We start from the raw sequence: 19820 nt of genomic DNA, 5'->3' as shown, positions 1-19820 counted from the left end.
CGGGGGCCTGGGGGGGCTACGGAGCGGCAGGGATCCGGTCTCCATCAACGGAGACCTCATTCCACCCCGCGGGCACTCCGACTCACCTGCCGATTCACCGTGCAGGCGCGAGCAGCTCCACCCTGTTGCCGGCGCCGTCGAAGGCATGGCAACGCTCGTGGCCGTCGAACGTGTGCCGCTCGCGCCAGTCCGTCTCGAACCCGAGATCACCGAGGCGCGCGGCGACGGCCTCGAGCTCGTCCGTCGATCCCAGCAGGAACGCGGGGTGGGCCTTGCGTGCCGGGGCGAACGGCTCCTCGACGCCGACGTGGATCTCAGCGGTGGTGGCTCCGCTGGCGTCGTACGACCGGAACCAGCAACCTCCCCGCTTCGCCAGCTCCGCCGGCTTCGGCACCTCCGTCATGCCGATGCCGTCCGCGTAGAAGCGGCGGGCCGCATCCTCGCCGCCGCTCGGGCAGGCGACCTGGACGTGGTGGATCCTCATCCCGGCACCTTCGCGACGACGAAGATCCGGCGGAACGGCATCACGACACCAGCACCGTCGTCCGGATAGGCCGCACGCAGGCGGGCCCTGAACTCCTCCTCGAACGCGGGGCGCAGGTCGTCGGGCAACGCCTGCAGCGTGGGCCGGGCGCCGGTGCCCGACACCCAGGTGAAGACGGGGTCAGGGCCCTGCAGGACGTGGAGGTACGTCGTCTCCCATGCGTCGACCTCGCAGCCGAGGCCCTGCAGGACGCGCAGGTAGGTGGCGGCGTCATGGGCAGCGATCCGGGCGGCGCCGGCCGTGTGGAGGTCGTACGGCGGCTCGGCCGCCAGCTCCTCGCGGATCGTCGTGGTGGGCTGGTCGGCGTTGCCGGGCACCTGGAAGGCGAGCCAGCCGCCGGGCGCGAGCGCGGCGACCAGGGCGGGCACCAGGTCGAGGTGACCGTCGACCCACTGCAGGGTCGCGTTGGAGACCAGCACGTCGACGGAGCCCGGCGCGACGGTCGCCAGCCAGTCGCGCAGGTCGGCCCTGTGGAAGGACACGCGCTCCGCGGCCGGACTGTCGGAGGCCGCGCGCACCATGTCCTCACTGGAATCGATGCCGGTGACCGACGCTGCCGGCCAGCGGTCAGCGAGGAGGGAGGTCAGATTGCCCGGACCACAACCGAGGTCGACCACGACGTGCGGATCGGCTGCGTCGATGCGGGTGATCAGGTCGACGAACGGGCGGCCGCGTTCGTCGGCGTAGGTGAGGTAGCGCTGCGGATCCCAGGCGTGGCTCAACGCGCGACCTCCCGCTCGGTGAGGAACTCGAGGATGCGCGCGTTGACGACGTCCGGACGCTCGACCTGCAGGAAGTGCCCGGCACCCTCGACGACCGCGACCCGGCTGCCCTCGGGCAGGTGGCTGCCGACCAGGCCGGCCCACCGGACGTCGAGACAACCGTCGTCGGCGCCGTGGAGGTAGAGGATCGGCACCTTCGGCCCCGCGAGCCAGTCGTTCGCGAACCGGCGGTAGCGCTCCGGGATGCCCCAGGCGCGCGGCTGGGCGCGGTAGTAGCCGAGCACCGCGCTCTTGCGTGCCTCGTCCGGTACGGCGGCCGCGAGGTGCCTGCGGTCCTCGGTCGCGTCGAAGCCCGGGGACCAGCGCTCCCACAGGTGGTCGACGAGACGGTCGAAGGAACGCTCGGGCAGGCGCGGGAGCTGGTTGAACACGGTGTACCAGCTGAGCCCGGCCTGTCGCGGCAGCACCCGGAGCCACCGAGCCAGGTCACCCCGGTGCGGGTTCATCGCCGCGAGCGGCGGCACGGACAGCGAGACGATGTGGCCGAACGGGTTGGCGTCGGTCGCGGCGATCCCGTTGGCGGTGATCGCACCCCAGTCGTGCCCGACCAGCAGCGCCCGGTCGTCGCCGCCGTACTCCCGATGGAGGGCGAGGACGTCGTCCATCAGTGCCGCGACGTGATAGCTGCCGTCGGTCGGGATCGAGCTCGGCGCATAGCCGCGCGTGAACGGAGCGACCACCCGCCAGCCCGCGTCGACCAGTGCCGGCGCGACGTGGCGCCAGGTGTGGGCGGTGTCCGGGAACCCGTGCAGGAGCACGGCGAGCGGCCGGTCGTGGTCGTCGACGTCACCCCACACGAGGCTGGTGAGGGTGACCCGGTCCAGCACTGTCGATCGATGGTTCACGGGGCAACCCTACGGCGCATCTATCTTGACATCAAGATTCTCGACCCAACCGCTAGGATGCGGCCATGCGGGATGAGGTCGATGAGCTGATCGAGGCGTGGGCGCGCGAGCGCAGCGACCTCGACCTCGGGCCCGTCGCCGTCTTCAGCCGGATCTCCCGCCTGGCCCACCACGTCGACAGGGCGCGCCGGCAGGCCTTCACGGCCCACGACATCGAGCCGTGGGAGTTCGACGTGCTCGCCGCGCTGCGGCGGGCCGGGGCGCCGTACGAGCTCTCGCCGGGGCGCTTGCTGCGCGAGACGCTGGTGACCAGCGGGACGATGACCAACCGGGTCGACCGGCTCGCGACCCGGGGCCTTGTCGAGCGCCACCCCGACCCGTCCGACCGCCGCGGTGTGCTGGTCCGGCTGACCCCGGAGGGCAAGGAGGCGGTCGACGGTGCGTTCACCGCACTGCTCGACGCCGAGCGGGACCTGCTGACCGGGTTGAGCGACAAGGACCGGCGAGTGCTCGCCGACCTGTTGCGCCGGCTGCTGCTGCCCTTCGCCGACTGACCCTCCCCGGATCACTCCCGGGATCACACCCCGATCACTCCAGGAGTGCGGCCGCCTCGAGCCACTCGAGCTCGGCGTTCGCCTTGTCCTCGTGGAGGGCGGTGAGCTCCTCCGCGATCTCGGTGAGCTTCTTCGCGTCGCTGGCGTTGTCGAGCAGCGCAGCCGTCAGCTCGCCCTCGCGCTGACCCATCCGGGCCAGCACCTTGTCGAGGCGGGCCACCGTCTTGCGAGCGGTGCGCTCCTCGGCCGAACCGGCGCGGGCCTTGTTGGACTTCGATCCACCGCCGCCCTCAGCGGGTGCTCGATCAGCTTGGTCCTGATCGGACTTCCTGGGCGATGCGGTGGTGTTCTCCGCACCCCCGGCCTTGCGACGCTCGAGGTACTCATCCACGCCACGCGGCAGCATCGACACCTTGCCGTCGCCGAGCAACGCCCAGACCGAGTCGGTGACCCGCTCCAGGAAGTACCGGTCGTGGGAGACGACGACGAGCGTGCCGGGCCAGCCGTCGAGGAAGTCCTCGAGGACGTTGAGGGTCTCGATGTCGAGGTCGTTGGTGGGCTCGTCGAGGAGCAGCACGTTCGGCTCGGTCAGCAGCAGCCGCAGCAGCTGGAAGCGGCGCCGCTCACCACCGGACAGGTCACCGACGCGGGCCGTGAGGCGGTCACCGGTGAAGCCGAAGCGCTCCAGCAGCGAGGTTGCGGACACCTCGCCGTCGAGGGTCTTGGTGACGCGCCGGATCGACTCGACGGTGGCGAGCACCCGCGAGTTCGGGTCGTCGAACTCGACGTCCTGGGTCAGGTGCTCCAGCGCCACCGTGCGGCCCTGCTTGACCCGTCCGGCGACGGGCGAAGCGGTGCCGGCGATCAGCGACAGGACGGACGTCTTGCCCGCGCCGTTGACGCCGACCAGGCCGACCCGGTCACCGGGGCCGAGGCGCCAGGTGGCGTTCTTGAGCAGGGTGCGCTCGCCGCGGACGAAGTCGACGTCCTCGATGTCGATGACGTCCTTGCCCAGCCGCTGCGTGGCGAACTTCTGGAGCTCGAGCCGGTCGCGCGGCGGAGGAACGTCCTCGATCAGGGCGTTTGCGGCGTCGATGCGGAACTTCGGCTTCGCCGTGCGGGCCGGCGCGCCGCGGCGCAGCCAGGCCAGCTCCTTCTTGACGAGGTTCTGCCGGCGCTGCTCGGAGACGCTGGCCTGGCGCGAACGCTCGGCCTTGGCGAGCACGAACGCGGCGTAGCCGCCGTCGTACAGGTCGACGACACCGTCGTGGACCTCCCACGTCTGCTGGCAGACCGCGTCGAGGAACCAGCGGTCGTGCGTCACCACGACCAGCGCGGAGGACCGGCCGGCCATGTGCGCAGCCAGCCAGGCGACGGCTTCGACGTCGAGGTGGTTGGTGGGCTCGTCGAGGATGATCAGGTCGTGGTCGCCGAGCAGCAGCGCGGCCAGCGCGCAGCGGCGACGCTCGCCACCGGACAGCCCGTGGATGATGCGATCGAGCTCGACGCCCGCCAGCAGGACCTCGACGATCTCGCGGGAACGCCCGTCGGCGGCCCACTCGTGGTCCGCCATCCCACCGAGGACGACCTCGCGCACCGAATGCGTGTCGTCGAAGTCGTCGCGCTGCGTGAGGACCCCGATGAGCAGGCCGCGCTGGCGCGAGACCCGACCGGAGTCCGGCTCCTCGGTGCCGGTCATCAGGCGCAGCAGCGTCGTCTTGCCGTCACCGTTGCGGCCCACGACCCCGATCCGCTCGCCGGCAGCGATGCCGAGCGAGACGTCGGTCAGCAACGGGCGCACGCCGAAGGCCTTGGAGACCTTCTCGAGGTTGAGCAGGCTGGTCGGTTCAGGCATAGGTCACCACGTGGGCACCAGCGACAGGGCCGGGCGCGAGGGTGCACCGGAACCCGCGCTCGGTGAGGTCAGCAGCCGTGGCACGCGCGTCGTCGACGTCGTCGTGCAGCACGAGCAGGGTCGGGCCCGAGCCCGACAGGAGTACGCCGGCGGGCGAGAGGCTGCGCAGCTGCACCTCGACGTCCACCAGATCGGGCCGGAGGTCACGCGCCGCGGGCCACAGGTCGTTGGCGAGCAGGTCCCCCACCTCGTCGACGTCGCCACCGGCGAGCGCCTCGAGCAGGGCCTCGGGGACGGGCGGGTCGGCGGGCGCGTCCGGCGAGAGCTCGTCGAAGTGACGGTAGGCCGCGGGGGTCGACAACCCCTCGCCCGAGAGCACGACGACCCACCACACCGACGTGCGGTCCGTGACCGGTTCCACCAGCTGCCCGTGACCGGTGCCGAGCGCCGTACCACCGAGCAGGGCGAAGGGCACGTCGCTGCCGAGCGCACCGGCGATCCGGAGCAGGTCGTCGTCGGGCGTCTGCAGGTCCCAGAGCCGGTCGAGGGCGAGCAGGGTCGCGGCGGCGTCGGCCGAGCCGCCGGCCATGCCCCCCATGACCGGGATGCCCTTGGAGATGGAGATGTGCGCGGCGAGGTCGACGCCGTGGTGCTCCACCAGCGCGCGGCCGGCGCGGATCGCGATGTTGGTGTCGTCGAGCGGCACGCCGTCGACGTGCTCGGTCAGCTCGACCGACCACGCAGGGGCGTCGTACACGGTCACGTCGTCGTACAGGCCGACGGCCTGGTAGACGGTTGCGAGCGGGTGCAGTCCGTCAGGGCGCGGGGCGCCGACGCCGAGGTGGAGGTTGATCTTGGCGGGCGCGCGCACGGTGACGGGCGGCAGGCTGTCGATGCGTTGCTGGCTCACTGCGCGACTCCCTGCTGGTGCAGCGCGATCGTGATCGCGACGAACTCGTCGATCCCGAGCGACTCGCCACGGGTGAGCGGGTCGACACCGACCGCGAGGAGCGCGGCCTCGGCCGCTTCGGCGCTGCCCGCGATCCCGCGCAGCACTCCGCGCAGGACCTTGCGGCGCTGCGCGAAGGCGGCGTCGATGACGGCGAACACCTGCTCGCGGGTGACCTCGTCGGTCGGCGGCGGGCGGTGCGTCCAGGCCACCAGCCCGGAGTCGACGTTCGGCGCCGGCCAGAAGACGTTGCGGCCGATCGCGCCGGCCCGCCGCACCTCGGCGTACCAGGCAGCCTTGGCCGACGGGACGCCGTACGTCTTGGAACCGGGAGGCGCGGCCAGGCGGTCGGCGACCTCGGCCTGCACCATCACCAGGCCGTGCTCGAGCGACGGCAGCAGCTCCATCAGGTGCAGCAGCACCGGCACCGAGATGTTGTACGGCAGGTTCGCGACCAGGGCCGTCGGCGCCGGACCGGGGACCTCGGTCACGGCCAGCGCGTCGGCGAGCACGACCCGGAACCGGTCCGTGTGGTCGGGCGCGAAGGACGCGATCGTCGCCGGCAGCTCGTCGGCGAGGGTCTGGTCGACCTCGATCGCCGTGACGTCGGCACCGGCGTCGAGGAGCGCCAGGGTCAGCGACCCGAGCCCGGGACCCACCTCGAGGACCACCTCGCCCTCGACGACACCCGACTCCCGCACGATCCGGCGGACGGTGTTGGCGTCGATGACGAAGTTCTGGCCGCGTTGCTTGGTGGGGCGAAGGTCCAGGCGTGCCGCGAGCTCCCGAACCTCCACCGGACCCAACAGGCGGGGTGGAGCAGCAGAGTCGGGCACGGACATCAGGCTATCGGTCAACGGTTCGAGCCCCGGCGGCTGAGTCCAAAGCTCAGCACACCGGGGCTCGACCCCGTTCACGTCAATCAGCGGGGCAGACCGAGCTTCGACGCACAGCCGGGCCAGGCGCCGTACCCACCGGAGGCGTCGCGGACCTTGGTCGCGATCGCGATCTGGGTCTCGCGGGAGGCCTGGTGAGGCATGCCGGTTCCGCCGTTCGCGCGCCAGGTACCGAGGCTGAACTGCAGGCCGCCGTAGTAACCGTTGCCGGTGTTGGTGGCCCAGTTGCCGCCGGCCTCGCACTGCGCGAGGCGGTCCCAGACGCTGCTGCCGCCGGCGTAGTTGGCGGCCACCGCTTCCTTGGTGCCGACCCGCACGACCTCGGCCGTCGGCTCCTTGCTGACGTCCTGCTCGACGATCTCGCGACGCACGACCTTGCCGTTGCGGAACACGATCTTGTACGTCACGTCGCGGACGCCGGAGACGCCCTCGGTGACGACCTTGCGCTCGCCCTTGAACATCGAGTCGTCCTCGATCTCCTTGACGGGCGCGTCGAACACCTCGTCGTCGACGCTGCGGGTCTTCACGTTCATGTCGGTGTAGACGATCTTGTCGCCGTCCTTGACCTCGACGTCGCGCTTGGGGCTGACCTTGTCGCGCTTGTCCAGCTCGACGCCGACCTCGGCCAGCGCCTCCTCGACGGTCAGGGCCACCACGTTGCGCTTGACAGCCTTCTTGCCGGCGAGCTTGAAGGTGAGCTTCTTCGCCGTGACGACGTCGATCTCGGCGCCACCACGGGTCAGGGTCATGCTGCGGCTGGTCGAGAGGCGGCTGTCGGCGTACAGGGTGCCGATCTGCGAGAGCGCGCCCTGGACGTCGGTCGCGGTCACCCAGTGGGTGCTGGTGTCACCATCGACGGTCAGCTCGATCGGCTTGCTGTACCGGACGGAGACCTTGTCGCCAGCCTCGATCTTCTCGTCCTGGTCGGGCGAGACGACGTCGCGGTCGGCGAGGTCGATGTCGGCGGACGCGAGAACGTCCTCGACGGTGTCACCGAACGTGGAGACCGTGCGCTCCTTGCCGTCGACAGAAAGCGTGACCTCGGTGGTCATCGACGAGTAGCCGTAGGTCACCGCGGAGACCGCGATCAACACCGCGACGATCGTCGCGACGAGGGCGACCCGGCTGTGGGTCAGCTTCTGGATGAGCGCCTTGGAGCGCAGGGCAAGGGTGGGGTGCGCAAGCTGCACGACTCTCCGATGTTCGAGCTCCCCGGGCCTCGGTCCACCAGTTCGATCGGGTCTCCCACACGCGGTGCGGTACTGCCTGATCCCGTGAGAACTGGTCGAGATGGTGCTTCCGATCCCGGCCTTCTGACATCAACGAGAACAGGAGCTAGCACCCAGAAGCAAACCCTCGAGGCCCGATTCACGCTCAGGAGTGACCTGTCTCACCCCGAAATCGCCCCTCTGGCCCCACGCGTCACAAAATCTTGCTAACTCCAGTTAGCACTTTCGATGCTACTTTCAAGCATGTTGGTCGGCACGATCGCAGCCCTGTGGCGCTACCCCGTGAAGTCGATGGGCGGGGAGACGGTGACGTCGTCGTACGTCGACGAGCGCGCCGCGCACGCCGACCGGATGTGGGCGGTCCGCGACCTCGAGCTCAACGCCGTCACGACGGCACGACGGCTCCCCCTCCTGCTCGGCTGCACGGCGCGGTACGTCGACGAGCCACCCGCAGGCGTCGGGCCCGGCGACGTGGTCGACGTGGTCGTCACGTTCCCGGACGGCACCGAGGTCGCCAGCACCGACCCCGAGACCATGAACGCCCGGCTGAGCGAGCTCACGGGCAAGCGGGTCGCGCTCGTCCCGCTGCCGCCGCTGCACGACAAGGCGGCCTACCGCGGCGTCCTCGCGAGCAAGAAGGACATCCGCCAGCAGTTCGGGCTCGCCGACGACGAGCCGCTGCCGGACTACTCGATGTTCTCGCTGAAGATGCTGGCCGAGCTCGCGATCTACGCGACCCCGATCGGGATCTTCGCCGATGCCTACCCGCTGCACGTCGTGACCACCTCGAGCCTGCGCACGATGGCCGCGCACGGCGGCGACTTCGACGTCCGGCGGTTCCGCCCGAACATCGTCATCGACAGCCCGCTGGACGGCCTGGCCGAACAGGAGTGGATCGGCGGCACGCTCCGGGCCGGCGAGCTGGGCATCCGGGTCGAGGTCCCGACCATCCGCTGCACGGTGCCGTTGCGGGAGCAGGCCGGGGTCCCGGCCGACCCCGCGGTGATGCGGTCGGTGTCGACGTACGGCCAGCGCTGGTTCGGCGTCTACGCCGACGTCGCCACGGCCGGAACGGTGCGTGTCGGCGACGCCGTCGACCTGGACCCGCCACCCAGCCACGGCGCGGTCGCAGCGACCTTCGGCCGGATGGCCGAGCGGGTCAAGCGCAACACCGTCAAGGCCGGCAACCGCTTCCTGCCGCGCTGACCGGGCTGGTCGGGCTGGTCGGGCTGGCCGGCTCGCTTCACCAGGTCCCGCCGAACGCCCTCTCGGTGTTCGCGTCGATCGCCGCACAGAGCTCGCCCAGGTCCTCGCCACGCTCAGCGGCCATCACCCGCAGCGTCACCGGGATGAGGTACGACGCGTTGGTCTGGCCGCGGTACGGCGTCGGGGTCAGGAACGGCGCATCGGTCTCGACCAGGACGCGGTCGACCGGCGTCAGGCGCAACGCCTCGCGCAACGGTTCGGCGTTCTTGAACGTGACCGTGCCGGCGAAGGACAGGTGCGCCCCGCGGTCCAGGCAGGCGCGGGCGAAGTCGGCGTCACCGGAGAAGCAGTGCATCACCCAGCGGTCGGGGGCGCCCTCGCTGTCGAGGACCTCCAGGACCTCGTCGTGGGTGTCGCGGTCGTGGATGACCAGGGTCTTGTCGAGTCGCTTGGCGAGGTCGATGTGGCGCCGGAAGGACTCCACCTGGACGGCGCGGCCCTCCTCCCCCGTGCGGAACGCATCGAGCCCGGTCTCCCCCACCGCACGCACCTTGTCGTGCGCGCCGGCCAGCTCCTCGATCTCGGCCCACGCGGCTTCGAGCGCAGCGCGTCCACCGTCCGCGAGGATCCGGGGCGCTTCATTCGGGTGCAGGGCGACGCCGGCGACCAGCGCCGGATGCTCCGCAGCGGCCTTCACCGCCCACCGGGCGCCGGGCAGGTCGCACCCGATCTGAACGATCCGGGGTACGCCGACGGCCGCTGCCGCCGCGATCGCCTCGGCCGTGTCCCACGGCTCGCCGTTGCGGCCGATGTCGAGGTGACAGTGGTTGTCGACGACCGGGTGCGGCAGCGCCTCGGGGACCGGAGGACGTTCCGGCTCACTCATCGATGTGCACCACCTGGTAGACCTCGCGCTTCGGCAGTCCCGCCTGTACGGCGACCGTAGCGATCGCGTCCTTGCGGCGCATCCCGGTTTCCTCGAGATCGGCGACGGCTGCCCGCAGGCTGTCGGGATCGGTGGCCACGCTGGTCCCCGGCGCGACACCGGCGACCACGATGGTGATCTCGCCGCGGATCCCCTCGTTGGCCCAGTCGACCAGCTCGGCGAGCGGGCCGCGTCGTACCTCTTCATAGGTCTTGGTGAGCTCACGGCAGACGGCCGCGGGGCGGTCGGGTCCGAACGCGTCACGCATCGCCTCCAGCGCCGCGACGGTGCGGTGCGGCGCCTCGAAGTAGACGAGGGTGCGCTGCTCGGAGGCGACCTCGGCCAGGCGACGGGCGCGCTCGCCCGCCTTGCGCGGCAGGAAGCCCTCGAAGCAGAACCGGTCGACCGGCAGGCCGGAGACCGCAAGGGCGGTCAGCACGGCCGACGGTCCGGGCACGGCGGTCACCCGGATGCCGGCCTCGACCGCAGCGGCGACCAGTCGGTAGCCGGGGTCGGAGACGCTCGGCATGCCCGCGTCGGTCACCAGCACCACCCGTTCGCCCGCCATCAGCGCATCGACCAGCGTCGGCGTACGCGCCGCCTCGTTGCCCTCGAAGTAGGACACGACGCGGCCGCTCAGCTCGATGCCGAGGTCGGCGACGAGGCGGCGCAGGCGGCGGGTGTCCTCGGCGGCGATGACGTCCGCGCCGGCCAGTTCCGCTGCGAGCCGCGGCGGCGCGTCGCCGACCTGTCCGATCGGGGTGCCTGCCAGCACGAGGACTCCAGTCACCCGCCGATCCTTGCAGATGGTCTCGAGACGGTTGCTGCGCAACCTCCTCGACCAACGCCCCTCCCGTGGCTTGCGTAGGCTTCCGGACCGTGACCGCTGTCGACGAGAAGGCCCGCAGGCGTGAGCGCCTCGTCGGGCTCTCGACCTCGGCCACCGGGACCCGCGTGCCCCGCGCCGTCGAACGCGCGATCAACCCGCTGCGGCGACTCGCCCTCCGGGAGAAGCTGGTCGGCTGGCTGGCGCCGATCGGCCTGACCCTGCTGGCCTTCGGCTTGCGCCTGGTCGGCCTGGGCAATCCGGACCGGTTCGCGTTCGACGAGACGTACTACGCCAAGGACGCGTGGTCGCTGCTCAACAACGGCTACATCCAGACGTACCTGACCGACGTCGACGGCAACGCCAAGAACGAGATCAACGACGACATCCTCGCCGGGCACGCGCACGACGTCTGGACCGGTGATCCCTCCCTCGCCGTCCACCCCGACGTCGGCAAGTGGCTGATCGCCCTGGGCGAGAAGGCCTTCGGGATGGACCCGTTCGGCTGGCGGATCGCCTCCGCGGTCGCCGGCGCGCTGATGGTCCTCGTCATGTGTCGCCTCGTACGACGAATGACGGGCTCCACGGTGCTGGGCTGCATCGCCGGCCTGCTCCTGATGCTCGACGGACTGCACTTCGTCCTCTCCCGGCTGGCCCTGCTCGACATCTTCCTGGCGCTCTTCCTGCTGTGCGCCGTCGCGTGCCTGGTCGCCGATCGTGACTGGCACCGCGCGCGGCTGGCCCGCAAGGCCGTCCACGGCCAGCTGACCGGGTGGGGTCCGCGGATCCTGTTCCGGCCGTGGCTGCTCGCCGCCGGCGTCTGCTTCGGCCTGGCGATCGGCACCAAGTGGACGGCGCTCTACCCGCTGGCGGCCTTCGGTGTCCTGTGCTGGATCTGGAGCGCGGGTGCCCGCCGGTCCCTCGGCATCCGGTGGCCGATCGCGAAGGGTGCCGTCGCGGACGGCGTACCGGCCTTCCTGCACCTGGTCGTCGTCGGAGCCCTCGTCTACATCGCGACGTGGGGCGGCTGGCTGGTGCACGCGAACGAGTACGAGGAGCACCTCAGCGCGACGCAGTACCGCCAGTACACGGGGCATGGCCACTGCGCCGATGACGACGACTCCTACGTCGCCACCGACCTCGACAAGTCGAAGAAGTGGCCGACGGCGGACGAGAAGGACGCCCACGGCCTGGGTGAGGCGTGGCAGTCGCTGCGTTCGCTCTGGTACTACCACCAGGACGTCTACACGTTCCACACCCACTTCCTGAATTGCTCGGACCACTTCTACGAGTCGAAGCCGTCGAGCTGGCTGCTGATCAACCGGCCCGTCGGGGTGGCCGTCACCAACGACATCGCGCCGAGCGAGCCAGGCTGCGATGCCCCCGCCAACAGCGACTGCATCAAGCAGGTGCTGCTCATCCCGACGCCCGTGCTGTGGTGGGGCGGCGTGCTCGCCCTGCTGTTCTCGGTCGTGATGTGGATCGGTGCCCGGGACTGGAGGTACGGCGTCGCCGTGGTCGGTGCGCTGTCGACCTGGCTGCCCTGGCTCCTGTACGACGACCGGCCGATCTTCCTCTTCTACGCGATCGCGATCCTCCCGTTCACGGTGATCGCCCTGACGTTGAGCATCGGGACCCTGATCGGGCCCTCCCGGCTGCCGTCGGCGCGGCGTACGACCGGAGTGATCGTCGGCGGGGCGTTCGTGATCCTCACCCTGGTGAACTTCGCGTGGTTCTGGCCGATCTGGACCAACCAGATGCTGACCCACAGCGAGTGGCTGGACCGGGTCTGGTTCTCGCGCTGGGTCTAGGGATCAGTGGTTCCGCAGGGCGGAGATGAGCCGGGCCTTCTTCATGTAGGACCGGCCCTCCACCCCCAGCTCCGCGGCCCGCTTGCGCAGTGCGCTGACCGTCCACTTCTCGTACGGCTCGGCCCGCCCGCCGCGTCGGCCCACCTTCGCGGCGCCCTCTGACTTCATCGCGTTCGAGATCCGTGCGGCCTTCTCCTTGCTGGCGCCGTCGTCGCGGAGCTCCTCGTAGACGTCGGGGTTGGTGATTCCGGGACCGTGCTTCTTGGCGGGCATGGCTCCTCCTCGTCGTGGGTTGACCTCCCCTTGCGCTACCCGACCAGCGGCTCGACAGACGCCCCGGCGCCGATCCGCACCTCTCCGGCCACCAGGTCGATCTCCACGGCCGCGTCCAGGTCGACGGCCCGGGCATGGCGGTGCAACCAGCGCACCACCGCGGCCACGACGGCCGGCCCGGGCTCGCCCCGACGGTCGTAGCCCAGCAACCCACCCGGTCGGCCGGGCCCGACGACCAGCGCCGCCAGTCGGTGTTCACCGCGCTCCCCCGGTCGCCCGGAGATCCGCGCGTCGAGCACCTTCGACCTCGCGGGTAGTGCCGCGCAACGCACGGGCAGGCCGAGCAGGTCGCCGAGCCGGCAGGTGTCGTCGTCACGGTCCTCCGGCAGGCGCCGGAGCAGGCCTTCGGCGGAGCAGGAGAGGCGCACCTCGCTGGTCAGCCCGTCGACCAGGTCGAAGTCGATCACGAGCGGCCGGCCCCGCTCCTCCGCGATCCAGCGGATCTCGACGACCAGGCGCATCAACCGGTCTCCCCACCAGCCGCCGAGGCGCGGCAGGAGGGCCGGCAGGCCGACGAGGAGGCCGGTCGGGTTGATCGTCCCGTCCTCGCGCCACGTGAGCTCGACGTCGTCGACCTTGGCGACGAGCCGGCCGTCGCTGTCGACGATCTGGCGGTCGAGGAGGTGCAGCGCGGCGTCGTACGTCATCAGCCCTGTCCCATCGACGTCAGGATCATCAACGGAATCGCGGCGAGCGACGCCACGGCGATCAACGACAAATAGGCGACACCCAGCGTGTTCGCCAGCCGCCCGTTGCGGTGGTCGCCGAGGTAGTCAGGATCGTTGGCCACGACGAGGATCGGGAAGTACGTCAGCGGCAGCGCGATGGCCGAGAACACCACCGAGATCTCGGTGACGAGGATCGGGTCGACACCGGTCAGCAGGACGCCGGCAGCGATCAGCGTCACCACCAGCACGATCACGTGGAAGCCGGCCGCCCGGTCCGGACGGAGGTACTTGCCCCACGGGATGCCGATGTACTGGGCCAGGCTGTAGCCGGTGGAGAGACCCGTCTCGCACGCGGCGCCGAAGGTCGCGGCGAAGAAGCCGAGGACGACGACCGCGAGCCCCACCTTCCCGAGGGCGACCGCGACGGGCAGACCCACCTGCCCGAGGGTCTCGACCGCGATGCCCTGGGGCAGGAACACGACCGCCGCGCACCCCGCGATCGCCACCGACAGCAGTCCGCCCAGCGGGAAGCCGATGAAGACGTTGGCCCGCATCACGCCGATGTCCTTGCTGGTCCAGCGTTCCTCGACACCACCGCTGGAGAAGAAGAACACCTCGTAGGGCGTCATCGCCGCACCGAACAGCGCCACGCCGAAGTACGCGTAGGTCGCCCACGACTCGGCGCCCGGCTTCTCCCCCGGCGACAGGGTCGCGACCAGCTCGCCCCAGTCCGGTCCCAGCTGCCACAGGGCGACGGCGAAGCCGAGCAGGGCCAGGCCGAGCAGCCCCAGCACGTTCTCGATCGAGGAGAACCGGGCCCGCCACAGCACGATCCACACCGCGGCCGCGACGAACGGGACGAGCAGCACGTGGTGCACCGATGTCACCAGCTGCAACGCGAGGGCGACGCCGCCGATCTCCGCGATGAAGGTGAGGAGGGTGACCAGCATCGACCCGAGCAGGTTGAGGAACCCGACGCGTGGTCCGAGCCGCTCACGGACCAGGTCGAACGTCGCCCGGTGGCTCACCGCGGCGATGCGGCCCGACATCTCGGCGAAGACACAGATCCCGATGACACCCACCAGCACCACCCAGACGAGCGACCAGCCGAACCGGGCACCGACCTGGGCGTTGGTGACGAGGTCGCCGATGTCGACGAAGCCACCGATCGCGGTCAGCACGCCCAGCAGGACGGCGAAGTAGCGCTTCACCGGTGCTCATCCCTGCCCGGCAGCTTGTTCCAGGTCACCCGCGAGGCGGTCGAGCTGGTCGACGACGTCCGGGTCGTCGTACGTCCCCCGGAGCGCGAGCGAACGCGCCTCGCGGACGGCGGCCACCGCGCCGTCGATCAGGCGTTCCACCTCGTCGGCCCGCTGTTGGCGGCCGGGTGGGACCTGGACCACGGCGAGGTCGTCGGCCACCGTGGCGACGCCGTCCTCGGCCTGCACCACCAGCACGGTCGTGTACGACGACCAGGACCGCTCGTCTGCTGCCGTGTCCAGCGCGAGGCGGGTGGTGCGCACCTCACTGGCGGCGTCCTGCAGTGCCTTCCCCGCCTGTGCGTCCCACTCCGCCGGGTCCGGTTCGTCGACCAACGAGCAGCCGACGAGCACCGCGGCCTGGACCAGCCAGACCGCGACGACGGTCGTACGCCGGGGCCATCTCATCGTTCGTGGCTCCGCCCTGAGAGCGGAACCACGGCCCACAACGCGATGAAAGCCAGCGCGACCGCCGCCGCGGCGAACTGGGCCGCAGCAGAGCCGGTCATGAACCGCCGGTACCCCGGGCGCCACGATGCAACCCGTCGGGCAACCCGGGAACGCAACCGCTGACGCACCCGGGTGAGACCACAACGCCCGGGTACTGCACGGAATGGATGGACGCAGGCACACAGCCCGAGGAGGCATTTGCCGTGAACAGCCAGACGAACAGACAGCCCGAGTTCAGGCGGCTTCAGATGGTGGCGGGTTTCGTCGCCGTTCTGTTGCTGGTGCTCGTCGTGCTGTGGCTGATCGGCACCGCGATCCTCGACTGAGTTACTGCGACCGACCAGCGGTGAGATCGTCGAGCAGCGCGTCCAGCAACCGGCGCAGACCAGGGTGGCTGACATGTCCCTCCCGGGCCACCATGATCAGCCGTCCGGCGATCTCCCGCACCTTCACGTTCCTGTTGCGCGACCACCACTTCAGCATCGCGAACGCCGCGTCGGCGTCGAGGCCGTAGCCGAGCATGAGGATGCCCTTGGCCTGCTCGATGGTCTCCCGGTGCTCGGCAGCAGCAGCCACGGCGACGGCCGCGGCCTCGCTCGACGCGGCGTCCATCTCCGGCGTGAGGTCCAGGTAGAAGCCCACCAGTCGGTCGACCTTGCCGACGGGGGTCCGGCCCTCGTCGTACTCGCCCTCGCCGACGAGGACGACGCGCCGCTCCTCGTCGCGAGCGAGGATCCGGTAGTAGATGTTGAACGGTTCGCCGTTCTCGGTCGCGTCGTGGAGCGTCTCCTCCACGCGTTCGCGATCCTGTTCATGCTTGTGCCGCATGATCAGGTCCGTCGTCGGCTCCACCTCACCCGGTGCATAGCCGTGGATGGCGAAGACGTCGTCGTCCCACTCCCATCGCTGGCCTGCCACGTGATAGACGAACCGGCCGGTCTGGCGAACATCACCAGCGTCCAGGTTTTCGGGCTCCATCGCCACACTCCCCCTCATTCGCAGCCATCACCACTGTGCTTGGTGCCGCACCTGTCGGCCCCCCGTATGTCCGCGAATGCCCGCAGCGCCACCACAACCACCGCAAGGAGGCCGGACGTGGACCACAGGGACATTTGCAGGACCAACTATTGCGAACCTCCACCAACCACACAAGAGTGATTTTCGGCGAGGTCAGGGGCGGAGCTGGCGAGGGGCTGGTGAGGGGCCGACGACTCAGAAGACCGCCTTGCCGCCGGTCACGCCGAGGACCGTTCCCGAGACGTACGACGCCTCCGCGGGCGAGGCGAGGAACACGAAGGCCGGCGCCACCTCGGCCGGCTGGCCGGCCCGGCCGAGCGGGGTGTCGGCCCCGAACTGCTCGACCTTCTCCGGCTCCTGGGTTGCCGGCTGCAGCGGGGTCCAGATGGGGCCCGGCGCGACCGCGTTGACGCGGATCCCGTCGCCGCCCAGCGAGGCAGCGAGATTGACGGTGAGGTTGTTGATCGCGGCCTTGGACGCGGCGTAGTCCAGCAGCGTGGTCGAGGGCTCGAAGGCCTGGATCGACGCGTTGTTGATGATGCAGCCCGGCCGCTTTCGCAGGTGGGGCGCCGCGGCCCGCGTCAGCCACAGCAACGCGTACAGATTGGTCTTGAAGGTCCGGTCGATGCGGTCGTCACTCAGGTCGTCGACCGCGTGATCGCGCGCCATCTGGTACCCCGCGTTGTTCACGAGGATGTCGAGCGCACCCAGGCCGTCGACCGTGCGCTGCACGGCGGCGTCACACGCCAGACGATCGGTGAGGTCGAGCTCCAGCGGCAGGGCTCGCCGGCCGGCAGCCTCCACCAGGGCGGTCGTGGCGTCGGCGTCGACCTGCTCCTCCGGGAGGTGGGTGAAGGCGACGTCGGCACCCTCGCGGGCGTAGGCCAGCGCCACCGCCCGTCCGATTCCGGAGTCACCACCGGTGACGAGGGCGACCTGACCGGTCAGCCGTGCGTGCCCGACGTAGCTCTGCTCACCATGGTCCGGCACCGGACGCATCTCGCCGGTCAACCCGGGAGGGGTCTGCTGCTGGGCCGGGAACTGGATGTCCTTGCTCATACCCCCGGCAATACCCGCCCGCCCGGCCCCGATCCGGGTCGCCGTACGACTCCCGCAGGGCGGTGTGGCGCCGCTCGGGCCGGGTGCCGCGGTTGCCGTGCTGGCCGTCACCTGGCAGGAACACGACGACGGTCCACCGACTTGATCTCCCGAGCGTATCGAGGGACCGATATCGGTGGACCGTCGTCGCCGTCGTGATCAGCCGCCCATCAGGCAGCGCGCGGGCGCTGGGGGTCGGTCACCGCCCGGCGCAGGTCGGCGAAGATGCGTTGCAACAGGCGCGAGACCTGCACCTGCGTCACGCCGAGCTCGTCGGCGATCTGCTGCTGCGTGTACTGGTCGTAGAACCGCATCCGGAGGATGCGGCGGTCCCGGCCCTTCAGGCTGCGGCAGGCCGGCGCCAGCATGGCCACCGCTTCGCTCTGGGCGAACCCGGGGTCGGTCTGCGGGAGCAGGTCGCCGAGCGGGCTGCCCGACTCCGACGCCGGTTCATCGAGCGAGGACGCGTGCACCAGGTCGCGGCAGGCGACAGCCTCGCGCACCTCTTCCACGGAACAGCCCAGCTCGGCTGCGACCTCCGAGGGCCGCGGCGACCTGCCCAGGCGCTGGGCGAGCTCCTCCTCGGCCATGGCCAGCCGCGGCCGGATCTCCTGGACGCGGCGCGGTGGACGTACCGCCCAGCCTGCCGAGCGGAAGTGACGCTTCAGCTCGCCCAGGATCGTCGGCACCGCGAAGACCAGCAGGTCGTCGCCGCGCTCGGGGTCAAAGCCCTGAACGGCGCGGGTCAGCGCCATGCAGGCAACCTGCTCGAGCTCTTCCAGGCTCTGGCCGCGGTTGCGGTAGCGCCCGGCCAGGGTGCGGGCAACGGGGATGTTGAGCACGATGACCTGCTCGAGCAGGGCATCACGGTCCGGACCAGAGCTGCGGGCAGCCTGCGCCAGCAGCTCGGCGGTCCGGGCCTTGCGATCCTCCGAACGGACCGGAGGGGAGTCGCCTTCGGCAGGGGTCACTCGCGAGGAGTGGCCCAGGAAGACGGACGGGATGGTGGGTACTTCCGACACAACGGACACGGATTACTCCCGGTGTTCGAGAGTGGTGTGGCGGTGGGCTTGGCCACGTCGTTACCTCTTGGGTGTCAGTACCCAACTTAGCGCCATTTCAAACGGATCACCACCGATCGGGCCATATGACCTAGTCACAAAGAACTACGCCACTGGTGACCCGCGCCGCCGTAACAACCGGGTCGCCCAGCGGTTGATCTCCATGTCAGGACCGCACCCAGGAGGACACCGTGGAGCAGATCAACGTGGCACTCAGCCCGTTCACTCGTCGCAGCCGCTCGCTCGCTGTCAGCCACCAGGCGCACGAACTGAGCCGTGGCCTGGAGCCCGGCGAGCACGTCCTGATCCACGACCCGGTCGCCGACGAGCACTTCAACGCCGTCGTCGCCGACATCCACTTCGACCTCGACGACACCAGCTACCGACTGACCGTCGGTGGCCGGATCACCGCCGGCGAAGCCGCCGAATGGATGGCACCCACCCTCGACGACGACAACCTGACGACCCGCGACCTCGTGGACCTGCTGGCCGAGCTTCGGCGTGGCGAGCGGGACATCTCGGCCGCCCTGGCCGACATTCGGGCCCGCTGAGGCCGCTCGTTCGTACGTTCGGGGGCCTGGTCTAGTCAATCCGGACCAGGCTCTGCACGACGTCCGCCCAGACCTGTCCCGACCCCCTGTCGGGACGGCGTCCCGGGCAGCACACTCAGGGATGTGCCCGAAGAAAAGATCATCCGCGTCTACCTCGTCGACGACCACGAAGTGGTTCGCCGGGGTGTCGCCAGCCTGCTGGCGACCGACCCGTCGATCGACGTCGTCGGCGAGTCCGGCAGCGCCACCGTCGCACTGCGCGAGATCCTCGCGCTGCGCCCCGACGTCGCCATCCTCGACGCGAACCTCGCGGACGGCACGGGCGTCGACATCTGCCGTGAGATGCGTTCGGTCGACCCGAACATCAAGGGCCTCATCCTGACCTCGTACGACGACCCGGACGCGATCTCGTCCGCGATCCTCGCCGGCGCGTCCGGCTACGTCCTCAAGCGCATCGAGGGCAACTCGCTGATCAGCGGCATCAAGCTCGTCGCCGGTGGCCACTCGCTCATCGACCCCACCGTCGCCAGCCGCGTCGTCGAGCAGATGGAGCTCCAGCGCCGGTCCCTCGACGTCATCTGCGAGCTCACGCCGCAGCAGCGCAAGATCTTCTTCCTCATCGCCGAGGGCATGACCAACCGGCAGATCGCCGAGAAGCTGTACCTGGCGGAGAAGACCGTGAAGAACCACGTCACCGGCCTGCTCTCCCGCCTCGGCCTGCAGCACCGCACCCAGGCCGCCCTGCTCGCTGTCCGGTTGCACGGCTCCGAGGCGAGCACGCCCGCGCCGGTCGCCGTACCCACCACCGCGATGCCGGGGCCGTCCCTGCCGGGACTCGCCCGCCGCGTGGGCTGACTTCCCCAGCTGCGTTTTCGCCGACGCAAACAAGAACCTCCGACCGGATCCGGTCGGAGGTTCTTGGCTTCTGCTTGCGCTTCTTGGCCGTTGCAACGGCCAGGAA

At 70.4% G+C, this 19820-nt stretch carries 23 protein-coding genes; 7 read left to right on the top strand and 16 right to left on the bottom strand.

Translation table 11 applies throughout. The features are described 5' to 3' along the window. Positions 1 to 94: 94 nt before the first annotated feature. Genes ACOACQ_RS07125 through ACOACQ_RS07115 form a run of 3 tightly spaced genes read right to left on the bottom strand, consistent with a single transcriptional unit; the run spans position 95 to position 2171 of the window. Positions 95 to 484, bottom strand: a complete 390-nt coding sequence (locus ACOACQ_RS07125) for a VOC family protein (protein WP_420287979.1) — start codon at positions 482 to 484, stop codon at positions 95 to 97. Beyond that, positions 481 to 1266, bottom strand: a complete 786-nt coding sequence (locus ACOACQ_RS07120) for a methyltransferase domain-containing protein (RefSeq protein ID WP_420287978.1) — start codon at positions 1264 to 1266, stop codon at positions 481 to 483. The genes ACOACQ_RS07125 and ACOACQ_RS07120 overlap by 4 nt, the downstream gene beginning before the upstream one ends. Beyond that, positions 1263 to 2171 carry an alpha/beta fold hydrolase gene (locus ACOACQ_RS07115; RefSeq protein WP_378596538.1) on the bottom strand — a complete coding sequence of 303 codons (909 nt, stop codon included), beginning with the start codon at positions 2169 to 2171 and terminating at the stop codon, positions 1263 to 1265. Before ACOACQ_RS07115 ends, ACOACQ_RS07120 begins: the two co-directional genes overlap by 4 nt. Before the next feature lie 65 nt (positions 2172 to 2236). Here ACOACQ_RS07115 and ACOACQ_RS07110 point away from each other — a divergent pair, with 65 nt between their 5' ends. Beyond that, on the top strand, positions 2237 to 2725 hold the full coding sequence (locus ACOACQ_RS07110; RefSeq protein WP_420287977.1) for a MarR family winged helix-turn-helix transcriptional regulator: 489 nt from the start codon (positions 2237 to 2239) through the stop codon (positions 2723 to 2725). A 34-nt stretch (positions 2726 to 2759) separates the two neighbouring features. On the opposite strand, the gene ACOACQ_RS07105 is transcribed toward ACOACQ_RS07110, so the two are convergent. The 4 genes from ACOACQ_RS07105 to ACOACQ_RS07090 form a co-directional block, all read right to left on the bottom strand. Further along, positions 2760 to 4580: an ABC-F family ATP-binding cassette domain-containing protein gene (locus ACOACQ_RS07105; RefSeq protein ID WP_378596540.1), complete on the bottom strand. Its 1821-nt coding sequence runs from the start codon at positions 4578 to 4580 to the stop codon at positions 2760 to 2762. Then, positions 4573 to 5490, bottom strand: a complete 918-nt coding sequence (locus tag ACOACQ_RS07100; protein WP_378596541.1) for a 4-(cytidine 5'-diphospho)-2-C-methyl-D-erythritol kinase — start codon at positions 5488 to 5490, stop codon at positions 4573 to 4575. The genes ACOACQ_RS07105 and ACOACQ_RS07100 overlap by 8 nt, the downstream gene beginning before the upstream one ends. Continuing rightward, positions 5487 to 6365, bottom strand: coding sequence for a 16S rRNA (adenine(1518)-N(6)/adenine(1519)-N(6))-dimethyltransferase RsmA (gene rsmA / locus ACOACQ_RS07095; protein WP_420287976.1), 879 nt, complete (start codon positions 6363 to 6365; stop codon positions 5487 to 5489). Before rsmA ends, ACOACQ_RS07100 begins: the two co-directional genes overlap by 4 nt. An 86-nt stretch (positions 6366 to 6451) precedes the next feature. After that, complete coding sequence (locus ACOACQ_RS07090; protein ID WP_420287975.1) at positions 6452 to 7615, bottom strand: transglycosylase family protein; 1164 nt, start codon at positions 7613 to 7615, stop codon at positions 6452 to 6454. 282 nt (positions 7616 to 7897) lie between these two features. Between ACOACQ_RS07090 and ACOACQ_RS07085 the strand changes: the two genes are divergently transcribed. Beyond that, a complete protein-coding gene (locus tag ACOACQ_RS07085) occupies positions 7898 to 8860 on the top strand; it encodes an MOSC domain-containing protein (protein ID WP_420287974.1) in 963 nt (320 codons plus the stop codon). Positions 8861 to 8897: 37 nt separating this feature from the next. On the opposite strand, the gene ACOACQ_RS07080 is transcribed toward ACOACQ_RS07085, so the two are convergent. Both ACOACQ_RS07080 and rsmI read right to left on the bottom strand, forming a co-directional pair. Further along, a complete protein-coding gene (locus ACOACQ_RS07080) occupies positions 8898 to 9746 on the bottom strand; it encodes a TatD family hydrolase (protein ID WP_420287973.1) in 849 nt (282 codons plus the stop codon). Further along, complete coding sequence (gene rsmI / locus ACOACQ_RS07075) at positions 9739 to 10575, bottom strand: 16S rRNA (cytidine(1402)-2'-O)-methyltransferase (RefSeq protein ID WP_378596546.1); 837 nt, start codon at positions 10573 to 10575, stop codon at positions 9739 to 9741. Before rsmI ends, ACOACQ_RS07080 begins: the two co-directional genes overlap by 8 nt. An 89-nt stretch (positions 10576 to 10664) precedes the next feature. Here rsmI and ACOACQ_RS07070 point away from each other — a divergent pair, with 89 nt between their 5' ends. After that, complete coding sequence (locus ACOACQ_RS07070; protein ID WP_420287972.1) at positions 10665 to 12422, top strand: dolichyl-phosphate-mannose--protein mannosyltransferase; 1758 nt, start codon at positions 10665 to 10667, stop codon at positions 12420 to 12422. 3 nt (positions 12423 to 12425) lie between these two features. On the opposite strand, the gene ACOACQ_RS07065 is transcribed toward ACOACQ_RS07070, so the two are convergent. The 4 genes from ACOACQ_RS07065 to ACOACQ_RS07050 are packed head-to-tail and all read right to left on the bottom strand — an operon-like array spanning position 12426 to position 15090. Then, complete coding sequence (locus tag ACOACQ_RS07065) at positions 12426 to 12695, bottom strand: DUF7218 family protein (protein WP_378596548.1); 270 nt, start codon at positions 12693 to 12695, stop codon at positions 12426 to 12428. Between the two features lie 35 nt (positions 12696 to 12730). Continuing rightward, positions 12731 to 13402 carry a hypothetical protein gene (locus ACOACQ_RS07060; RefSeq protein ID WP_378596549.1) on the bottom strand — a complete coding sequence of 224 codons (672 nt, stop codon included), beginning with the start codon at positions 13400 to 13402 and terminating at the stop codon, positions 12731 to 12733. Beyond that, the gene (locus tag ACOACQ_RS07055) at positions 13402 to 14634 is read right to left on the bottom strand and encodes an NRAMP family divalent metal transporter (RefSeq protein WP_420287971.1); all 1233 of its coding nucleotides are present in this window, start codon (positions 14632 to 14634) and stop codon (positions 13402 to 13404) included. The genes ACOACQ_RS07060 and ACOACQ_RS07055 overlap by 1 nt, the downstream gene beginning before the upstream one ends. A gap of 6 nt (positions 14635 to 14640) precedes the next feature. Beyond that, the gene (locus ACOACQ_RS07050; protein ID WP_378596551.1) at positions 14641 to 15090 is read right to left on the bottom strand and encodes a hypothetical protein; all 450 of its coding nucleotides are present in this window, start codon (positions 15088 to 15090) and stop codon (positions 14641 to 14643) included. A 245-nt stretch (positions 15091 to 15335) separates the two neighbouring features. On the opposite strand from ACOACQ_RS07050, the gene ACOACQ_RS07045 reads away from it, so the two are divergent. Then, positions 15336 to 15458 carry a hypothetical protein gene (locus ACOACQ_RS07045; protein WP_378596552.1) on the top strand — a complete coding sequence of 41 codons (123 nt, stop codon included), beginning with the start codon at positions 15336 to 15338 and terminating at the stop codon, positions 15456 to 15458. Position 15459: 1 nt separating this feature from the next. Here the strand turns inward: ACOACQ_RS07045 and ACOACQ_RS07040 are convergent, their stop codons facing one another. Together ACOACQ_RS07040 and ACOACQ_RS07035 are read right to left on the bottom strand one after the other, a co-directional pair. Beyond that, positions 15460 to 16110, bottom strand: coding sequence for a PAS and ANTAR domain-containing protein (locus tag ACOACQ_RS07040; RefSeq protein WP_378596553.1), 651 nt, complete (start codon positions 16108 to 16110; stop codon positions 15460 to 15462). Positions 16111 to 16344: 234 nt separating this feature from the next. Then, a complete protein-coding gene (locus tag ACOACQ_RS07035) occupies positions 16345 to 17208 on the bottom strand; it encodes an SDR family oxidoreductase (protein WP_420287970.1) in 864 nt (287 codons plus the stop codon). Between ACOACQ_RS07035 and ACOACQ_RS07030 the strand changes: the two genes are divergently transcribed. Next, positions 17195 to 17353 (top strand): hypothetical protein, encoded by a 159-nt coding sequence (locus ACOACQ_RS07030; protein WP_420287969.1) that lies wholly within the window; start codon positions 17195 to 17197, stop codon positions 17351 to 17353. The genes ACOACQ_RS07035 and ACOACQ_RS07030 overlap by 14 nt on opposite strands. Positions 17354 to 17417: 64 nt before the next feature. On the opposite strand, the gene ACOACQ_RS07025 is transcribed toward ACOACQ_RS07030, so the two are convergent. Next, positions 17418 to 18278: a sigma-70 family RNA polymerase sigma factor gene (locus tag ACOACQ_RS07025; RefSeq protein ID WP_420287968.1), complete on the bottom strand. Its 861-nt coding sequence runs from the start codon at positions 18276 to 18278 to the stop codon at positions 17418 to 17420. A 221-nt stretch (positions 18279 to 18499) separates the two neighbouring features. Between ACOACQ_RS07025 and ACOACQ_RS07020 the strand changes: the two genes are divergently transcribed. Then, positions 18500 to 18859, top strand: coding sequence for a hypothetical protein (locus tag ACOACQ_RS07020; RefSeq protein WP_378596206.1), 360 nt, complete (start codon positions 18500 to 18502; stop codon positions 18857 to 18859). Positions 18860 to 18982: 123 nt separating this feature from the next. Continuing rightward, on the top strand, positions 18983 to 19714 hold the full coding sequence (locus ACOACQ_RS07015) for a response regulator (RefSeq protein ID WP_420287967.1): 732 nt from the start codon (positions 18983 to 18985) through the stop codon (positions 19712 to 19714). Positions 19715 to 19820 lie beyond the last annotated feature (106 nt).

It is taken from the genome of Nocardioides sp. CPCC 206347 (assembly GCF_048654605.1).
Classification (GTDB): Bacteria; Actinomycetota; Actinomycetes; order Propionibacteriales; family Nocardioidaceae; genus Nocardioides.
Note: the sequence above shows the minus strand (reverse complement) of the source record. Positions and strands in the feature narration are given on the sequence as shown.